The organism is Paenibacillus ginsengihumi DSM 21568 (assembly GCF_000380965.1).
In the GTDB taxonomy this organism is placed as follows: domain Bacteria; phylum Bacillota; class Bacilli; order Paenibacillales; family NBRC-103111; genus Paenibacillus_G; species Paenibacillus_G ginsengihumi.
On record NZ_KB905657.1, the window covers coordinates 1 to 7,422 of the forward strand.

Here is a 7,422-nt window from a genome sequence, read left to right on the forward strand (position 1 = left end):
GACATTGAAGGTAAAAATGTGTTGGCTGACCGCGGCTATGACACCGACAGCATCATCAATCTGTTGATCGAAAAGCAGGCGAACGCTGTCATTCCCAGCCGCAAGCACCGCAAGGTTCAACGTTCAACGGATTGGTGGTTGTTCAAAGAGCGGCACCTGGTCGAGTGCCTGTTTAATAAGCTGAAGCATAACCGCAGGCTCGCTACACGGTTCGATAAATTGACGTGTACCTTTGTCGCGTTTTTAAAGCTGGCTTCTTCCATGATTTGGTTAGCCTGAGGTTTGAAAACACGCCCTAGGACTTTATTTTCTAGTCCATGGCTGTTGCTGTTCTTACTTCAAGGGTCAGTCTAATACTTATTCTTCTGGAACTGACAGATTTGTAATTCGTAAAGCAGCGATTGATCAATCTCTTCGGTCTAATACTTTATTTTCCGGTATCAACTGGATCTCGATCCTGAATATTTTAGAACCAGCGAAGTTGATACTACCCGCAAAGTAGATATATATAGGGAATCATTTTCTGCTCTTCGAGGACTCCGCCTTGGCTTCGTCGTTCCGAAGGCTGATGATCGCCAAACAAAAAAGCGTGCCATAACGCTGCACGCCTTTTCTGTAATTTTAGCAACCTTCGGCAAGAAACTTTTCGACACGCGACTTAATCGCGTCCCGAACCGCTCGAAATTGGCTCATGATTTCTTCCTCGGTGCCGGTTGCCTTGGCTGGATCATCGAAGCCCCAATGCCATTTCACGACGTTTTTATTCGAAATCACCGGACAATGTTCGTCTGCATGGCCACATAACGTAATCACATAGTCAGCCCGATTCAAAATCTCCGGATCGATAACATCCGATGTATGACCGCTAATATCGACGCCAGCTTCCTTCATCACCTGGACGGCACGCGGATTCAGCCCATGTGCCTCCAACCCGGCGCTTTTTACTTCGTACCGATCATTACCGAGCGCCTTCAACCAACCATCCGCCATTTGGCTGCGGCAAGAGTTTCCCGTACAAAGAAAATAAACGAGTTTTTTGTTATCTGACATGATGATTCCTCCTGTTTATGTTAAGCTGCTTTCGAAAAATACTTTCGCTGAAATCGGAGCGCGACGTTGACCAAGGCAATCATCACAGGGACTTCTACAAGAGGTCCGATCACGGCCGCAAATGCAGCGCCGGAATGAATTCCAAAGACCCCAACGGCAACAGCGATTGCCAGCTCAAAGTTATTCCCCGAGGCGGTAAATGCCAGTGTAGAAGTCACCGGATAATCAGCTCCGGCTTTTTTGCCCATGAAGAACGAAATCAGGAACATAACGACAAAGTAAATCAATAGCGGAATCGCGATCCTCACGACATCCAAAGGCAATTGGATGATCATCTCGCCTTTCAGCGAGAACATGACGATAATCGTAAACAGCAATGCGATAAGTGTAATGGGACTGATTTTCGGAATAAAGACCGTTTCGTACCAGGATCGCCCTTTTGCCTTCACAAGCGAATAGCGCGTAATCATCCCGGCCAAAAACGGTATCCCTAAATAAATAAACACGCTCTTGGCGACTTCGGCCATCGTAATATCAACAACGACGCCCTCCAACCCGAACCATCCCGGCAAAATCGTAACAAAGATATAGGTGTAGACAGAGTAAAACAAAACTTGAAAGATCGAGTTGAAAGCAACGAGTCCCGCCGCGTACTCGGCATCCCCTCTGCACAAATCGTTCCAAACGATAACCATTGCAATACAACGGGCTAAACCGATCATAATCAGGCCGACCATATATTCCGGATAGCCTTGGAGAAAAATAATAGCCAAGAAAAACATTAAGATCGGGCCGATAAGCCAGTTTTGAATCAATGAAATGGTTAACACTTTGCCATTTCGAAAGACACGGCCGATTTCTTCGTATCGTACTTTCGCCAGCGGCGGATACATCATTAAAATGAGGCCAAGCGCAATCGGTATCGATGTGGTTCCAACTTGAAATTCATTCAAACCGGCGACAAAGTTAGGAAATACGTAACCCAAGCCAATTCCTATCGCCATCGCAACAAAAATCCATAACGTCAAATAGCGATCCAGAAATGAAAGTCGCTTTTTCTCTTGTTTACTCACTTGCTGTACACCCCCTTTACTCGCATATAACCGTTAGTCCTTGTTGCTCCAATTCCCGCAGCTCCTCGGATAGATCAGGCAAATGGGACAAAGCATAACGAATTTCCTCTAACCGCTTTTCATTAATCGAATAGAACACCCATTGCCCCTTTCGCGTTTCGCGGACCAGTTCAGCCATTTTCAGACGGCTTAGATGTTTAGAAATGGCTGGCTGAGAAATGTTAAAGATAGGAACCAGTTCACATACACAGCAATCGCGAATCCGGAGCAAAGAAAGGATTTTCAGCCTTGTCGGATCGGCAAGAGCTTTCAGAATATCCGCTATCTTTTCAAATTCCATTGTCATGATGATCACCTCGCATAAAACTATATAACCATATTGTTATTTATGCATGGTGAAAAGTCAATATTGAAATTTGTACGTCCTTTCACAGCTCATTTTCCGGATACAAGTAAATCAATACTTGCAAATTGCAATCAAATGTTTTATAACTGTTTCATGAGGTGAAGCACTGTGGAAAATGTACGTGAACTATTTCAAATCATGACTCGACGCTTTGGCTTTCTAAATAAAAACTGCTGTTCTGCCGGTGGCTGCGACATCTCCTTAATTCAAAGCCATATCCTTTACGAAATTGATCGCCAGCATAAGCCGTCCATCCAGAAAGTAGCAGAGGCATTAGGGACAGATATAACGACATTCAGCCGACAAGTCCAATCGTTAATCAAGATGAAATTAGTGAAGAAAACGCCCGATCCAGACGACCGGAGGGTAAATCTGCTTTCCCTAACGACGGAAGGCAAGTATGTTGCGGCGTCGATTGACCAACAAATGAACGACTATTTAAACGAAATCTTTTCGCACATGAACGATTTTGAAAAAGATACCGTCATTCGCTCGATCAAGCTATTAAACGAAGCGATGGCGAAATCCGGCCAATGCTGTTCAACCCCTTCTTGCGGGTGATCTTTTTTCTAAATTACTTGCAATTTGCAAGTTATTTGAGGGGGAATTGGAATGTCAGCGATTTTCGATGCAATCGTTATCGGGGGTGGGCAAGCCGGTCTTGCTTCCGGATATTACTTGAAGAAGAACGAGCTGCAATTTTTGATCCTGGAAGCAAGCGAGCAGGCAACCGGTTCTTGGCCACATTATTACGATAGTCTGAAGCTGTTTTCGCCAGCTCGTTTATCATCATTGCCGGGCATGAAGATACCCGGAGTTGCAACCCACTACCCATTGCGAAACGAGGTGATCCAGTATCTAAAGGCGTATGCCCAGCGTTTTGACTTGCCGATTCGCACCAACCAGAAGGTTATTGCCGTGGAGAAAAGCGATAACGGTTTTTCGATCCGAACGGCAGCTGGAGACGAATATCAGACGAGAACGATCATCAATGCGACAGGCTCCTTTCATAATCCCTATATGCCAGACATAAGCGGAAGGGAGGCCTTTCAAGGGGAAGTCCTCCACTCTTCATCGTATCGAAATCCGGATCGTTACCGGGGGCAACGAGTGGTGGTCGTCGGGCGCGGAAATTCTGCAGTTCAAATTGCGGTAGAGCTTGCCGACAGCAGCCATACATCGCTTGCCGTGCTTCGGCCTGTTCAGTTTACGAAAACAAAAGTACTCGGAATTGATCTGCATTTTTGGATCAGAGCCGTCGGCTTCGATACCTTTCCATTCTGGCGATTTGGCAAAAAGCCTCCAAGTTCGAGCTCTGTTGCGGATTTGAACGATTACCGAGCAAGATTAAAGGCTGGGAAGCCGGATCAACGGTCCATGTTTACCTCCTTTTACTCCGAGGGCGTCGTGTGGCCAGACGGAACGGAAGAACCGGTACAAACCGTCATCTTTGCGACCGGGTATCGTCCCAATCTGACATACCTTCAGCCCATCGGGGCGCTTGATGCCGAAGGGAAACCGTTGCAGACAGCAGGAATCAGCCTTTCCGTTCCGGGACTGTATTATGTCGGTTTGGAAGGACAGCGTTCCTTTGCTTCCGCCACATTAAGGGGGGTGGGGCCGGACGCGAAATATGTTGTTCGCAAGCTACTGCGTTACCTGAAAAATCACCTTTAGGGAGGCTAGTTCCCATGAACTGAATTGGTTCGCCGCGGAATACCTTATGAAACAGGAGCAGCGTGAAATAGAGCGCTCGGCACGGGAAGCTTGGAAATGGCAAAATCCCACGGAGTTATCGAGCCGCTTCCTTCGGAGACGGCAACTCACGATAGCAAACAAAGCAGCTTGTTGTACCCCTAGCTGCTGCTGATTTGATAAAAAAGTTGAAGGAGAGATGATCCATGAACCAAGTAAAGAATGATCAAATTCGTCAAAATGTACGCAGTCGTTATAAGGAAATCGCCTTGCAAGAAGTGGAGCCGGGTTCGTGCTGCTCGCCAGCTTCAAGCTGCTGCGGAACGGCCAATGACGTTTCTTCGCAGTTGGGCTATTCAACCGAAGAATTAACGGCTGTTCCGGACGGTGCAAACCTTGGTCTTGGTTGCGGTAATCCACAAGCCATTGCGGAGCTTAAGCCGGGTGAAGTGGTATTGGACCTAGGCAGCGGCGGCGGTTTCGATTGTTTTCTGGCGGCTCGGCAAGTCGGGGAAACCGGCTATGTGATCGGGGTCGATATGACGCCGGAAATGGTGAGCCGCGCGCGCAACAACGCCGCGAAAGGCGGGTTCACGAACACGGATTTTAGGCTGGGAGAAATCGAGCATTTGCCGGTCCCGGATCAAACGGTGGATGTTATCATTTCCAACTGCGTCATCAATCTTTCGCCGGATAAACAGCAAGTGTTTGATGAAGCATTCCGCGTTCTGCGCTCCGGCGGGCGTTTGGCCATTTCCGATGTCGTAACGACGGCAGAGCTTCCTGCGGAAATCAAAAACGACTTGGATGTTTTATATTCTGGGTGTATATCCGGGGCCTCGTCCGTTGACGAGCTGAAAACGATGCTTACGCAAAGTGGATTTAAGGATGTAGTGGTCGAGCCGAAAGAGGAATCCAGGGCGTTTATCAAAGATTGGGTTCCTGGATCGAAGGTAGAGGACTATATTGCCTCTGCCGTAATCAAAGCAATCAAACCGTAATGAATGTATAAACGTTCCTCCTTTGAATAATCAAAGTGAATCGGTCAAAGCAGCTCTAGCAAACATGTCCGGAGCTGCTTTGTTCGTGCTCCCTGCATGCCTGATCATTCTATTTAAGGAAACACATCTAGGATCAATCAATTTCAATATCGATATAATGGCCACCTTTTCGTGCATGCTCATGCATTCTTATATATTTTAAGGCATGCTGAATACCCTTTATTTTCCCTTGAAGAAAGAGATCATCAGGATCACGCTGAAGTTCCAAACCTAGTTCCAACAAGTATGATTCTAAATATTCTATAAGGTGAAAAAATGATTGTTCTTCTTCCATATCTTTCAACCCCGATACTTATCTATTGCCCAACGTTCATTATATAGATTTTCAGCTTCTTCTATGGACATTTGATTCAGAAGCTGTTCAAACTCAAGAATGATCGCTGCTGCGTCCATTGAATCAACATATCCAACCTTATCGAATGCAGCTATTAACGCACCTGTCGCGTGTTTAATAGTAATCTGGTTGCTCAAAATATTAGAAAGAGCGTCTATAAACAATTCACTATTAGCAAACGCAGCTTTCTGGAGAAACGAATCATCATGCTTTAAAATGCCACATATGGATTCAAGATAATTTCTAAAGGTATCTCCACATGGGAGCTTTTGAATATGGCGATTTAAAATATCAATTAAAAAAGCGACTTTCTCACAGTCATTTAATAATGACATGTTTATTCGCCCCCGTTACCTTAATATTTGGCAGTGTCCCGTCAAGTGGTGTAAAATGAATTTCTGCTGCATGACCCGGATTTACTTCTGCAAAAGCGTGGTGGATGTAAGAGGAAGTTGCTCCCATTTGACGATTTTCGCCATGGATTCGAGACTGAATAACGACGTGCGACGGTCCATTCATCTTGCTTCTCGATTAAGATGGCACCAATCAGTCGGATAACAGATTCCCATTTTGGAGAGATTCCTGTTGCGTCTGAACGTCGACGGATTTCGCCATTTAAACGCTCTAATGGGCTGGTAAAATGAATTTGACGCCAATGCTCCCCAGAAAAAACCATGTAGGCCAGTACGTCACTTCACTTAGTAGAATTCATACCGTGGCTTTCCTTGTCAAGAAGCTCTGAGGATTTTTACACCACTACTATGGACTATAACATTTCAGTTGCTCTAATACACGGCTTTTTTTCATCCGTATGGGATTATAATAGGAGTATTTTATAAAATGACCTGCTATAATATGGATGTTTCGAGTGAAACAAGCGAACCTTACCAAAAGAGCGATCTTCGAGAAGGTGTCAACCTTACTCGATGGATCGCTCTTTTGGTTTATAATTGGGTTAAGTGGCGGAGAAGGGAGGATGTGGGATGGCGAGCCGTCGCGAGATGAATAGACGTTATGCTCAAGCGGTGATTTGTGAGCTTCAGCGATTAGGTTATTCAGGTGAACATGCAACGGACGTTTTTTTTCGTCATTACCGTGATATGAAGCGTACCTTTGGGCTTGAACCGAATGTACATGATTTTGCAATGTTAATCGATGAGTTTGAACGTGCAATGAATCGCAAGTATAATCCGAACGATCCAAATTCAATTTATGTCGGACATTTACGTGATCGATTGAAAAGGAAAAATTGATGGAATCAAGACGATGTGACTGAATGAAATGACTGCACATAACGAGTGTGTTATATCACGAGTTTAGAACTATGGTAAGTAACGAACGGTTTTTACGAAGCTCTTAGGAAATCGATAAGGTTGGATACCCTGAGCAACATATTTAAAATGGACCCAGATGAAAAAAATAAAGTTTGTAAAGAACGCTGGGATACTGGTAATACATATCGGGGGTGAAAGGACATTATTTTGGTGATGGCAAAACATGAATATTTAAACATGAATTCGGAATGTAGCCTAGCCAAAATCTGAGAGATTCACGTTGTGACAAGGCATTTTCGTCATAAAAAGTTGCCAATTTTTTTGCAAAATAAACAGGACACTGCAAGCCTCTTGTCAAAGGTTAAACCACCACGAATAACCAACGAGAGGAAGTGTCCCTAGCAACATGGTACCACAAGCAACGAACCATGCGCCAGAACGAAAATCACGCCGCGAACGCCGAATTGAAATTCTTGCGGAGCGTCGCCGAATCAAGCAGATCATGAAGAAGTTGAGACCGGTCACATTC

10 protein-coding genes and 1 pseudogene are annotated in these 7,422 nt (G+C 45.2%); 5 read left to right on the forward strand and 6 right to left on the reverse strand.

The window, feature by feature from the left end; all coding sequences use genetic code 11:
• On the forward strand, window positions 1-279 hold a 279-nt coding region (locus F591_RS0126285; protein WP_019537533.1), incomplete at its 5' end, for a transposase.
• A 342-nt stretch (window positions 280-621) separates the two neighbouring features.
• Here the strand turns inward: F591_RS0126285 and arsC are convergent.
• From arsC to F591_RS0126300, 3 genes are read right to left on the reverse strand one after another with little or no spacing between them, the layout of a single operon-like run.
• A complete protein-coding gene (arsC, locus tag F591_RS0126290; protein WP_009225278.1) occupies window positions 622-1,050 on the reverse strand; it encodes an arsenate reductase (thioredoxin) in 429 nt (142 codons plus the stop codon).
• A 20-nt stretch (window positions 1,051-1,070) separates the two neighbouring features.
• On the reverse strand, window positions 1,071-2,123 hold the full coding sequence (arsB, locus tag F591_RS0126295) for an ACR3 family arsenite efflux transporter (RefSeq protein WP_019537534.1): 1,053 nt from the start codon (window positions 2,121-2,123) through the stop codon (window positions 1,071-1,073).
• 16 nt (window positions 2,124-2,139) lie between these two features.
• Window positions 2,140-2,463 (reverse strand): ArsR/SmtB family transcription factor, encoded by a 324-nt coding sequence (locus F591_RS0126300; protein ID WP_026326926.1) that lies wholly within the window; start codon window positions 2,461-2,463, stop codon window positions 2,140-2,142.
• A 174-nt stretch (window positions 2,464-2,637) separates the two neighbouring features.
• Here F591_RS0126300 and F591_RS0126305 point away from each other — a divergent pair, with 174 nt between their 5' ends.
• The 3 genes from F591_RS0126305 to F591_RS0126315 all read left to right on the forward strand — a co-directional run bounded on the left by F591_RS0126305 (window position 2,638) and on the right by F591_RS0126315 (window position 5,225).
• Window positions 2,638-3,090, forward strand: coding sequence for a MarR family winged helix-turn-helix transcriptional regulator (locus F591_RS0126305; protein ID WP_019537536.1), 453 nt, complete (start codon window positions 2,638-2,640; stop codon window positions 3,088-3,090).
• A gap of 51 nt (window positions 3,091-3,141) precedes the next feature.
• Entirely contained in the window at window positions 3,142-4,206 is a 1,065-nt protein-coding gene (locus F591_RS0126310; protein WP_019537537.1) for an NAD(P)-binding domain-containing protein, read from the forward strand.
• Between the two features lie 224 nt (window positions 4,207-4,430).
• Complete coding sequence (locus F591_RS0126315; protein WP_026326927.1) at window positions 4,431-5,225, forward strand: arsenite methyltransferase; 795 nt, start codon at window positions 4,431-4,433, stop codon at window positions 5,223-5,225.
• Window positions 5,226-5,358: 133 nt separating this feature from the next.
• On the opposite strand, the gene F591_RS0126320 is transcribed toward F591_RS0126315, so the two are convergent.
• The 3 genes and pseudogenes from F591_RS0126320 to F591_RS31025 all read right to left on the reverse strand — a co-directional run.
• A complete protein-coding gene (locus tag F591_RS0126320) occupies window positions 5,359-5,559 on the reverse strand; it encodes a hypothetical protein (RefSeq protein WP_019537540.1) in 201 nt (66 codons plus the stop codon).
• Between the two features lie 5 nt (window positions 5,560-5,564).
• Window positions 5,565-5,954 (reverse strand): hypothetical protein, encoded by a 390-nt coding sequence (locus F591_RS0126325; protein ID WP_019537541.1) that lies wholly within the window; start codon window positions 5,952-5,954, stop codon window positions 5,565-5,567.
• An 81-nt stretch (window positions 5,955-6,035) separates the two neighbouring features.
• Window positions 6,036-6,310 (reverse strand): annotated as a pseudogene (locus tag F591_RS31025) (transposase); the annotation flags it as partial.
• A 292-nt stretch (window positions 6,311-6,602) separates the two neighbouring features.
• On the opposite strand from F591_RS31025, the gene F591_RS31830 reads away from it, so the two are divergent.
• Complete coding sequence (locus F591_RS31830) at window positions 6,603-6,872, forward strand: hypothetical protein (protein ID WP_156829715.1); 270 nt, start codon at window positions 6,603-6,605, stop codon at window positions 6,870-6,872.
• Window positions 6,873-7,422: the final 550 nt, after the last annotated feature.

Excerpts from the sequence above, each read along its gene's own strand:
- arsC (WP_009225278.1), bottom strand. The coding sequence starts at position 1,050 with ATGTCAGATAACAAAAAACTCGTTTATTTTCTTTGTACGGGAAACTCT.
- F591_RS0126300 (WP_026326926.1), bottom strand. The coding sequence starts at position 2,463 with ATGGAATTTGAAAAGATAGCGGATATTCTGAAAGCTCTTGCCGATCCG.
- F591_RS0126310 (WP_019537537.1), top strand. The coding sequence starts at position 3,142 with ATGTCAGCGATTTTCGATGCAATCGTTATCGGGGGTGGGCAAGCCGGT.
- F591_RS0126315 (WP_026326927.1), top strand. The coding sequence starts at position 4,431 with ATGAACCAAGTAAAGAATGATCAAATTCGTCAAAATGTACGCAGTCGT.
- F591_RS0126320 (WP_019537540.1), bottom strand. The coding sequence starts at position 5,559 with ATGGAAGAAGAACAATCATTTTTTCACCTTATAGAATATTTAGAATCA.
- F591_RS0126325 (WP_019537541.1), bottom strand. The coding sequence starts at position 5,954 with ATGTCATTATTAAATGACTGTGAGAAAGTCGCTTTTTTAATTGATATT.
- F591_RS31830 (WP_156829715.1), top strand. The coding sequence starts at position 6,603 with ATGGCGAGCCGTCGCGAGATGAATAGACGTTATGCTCAAGCGGTGATT.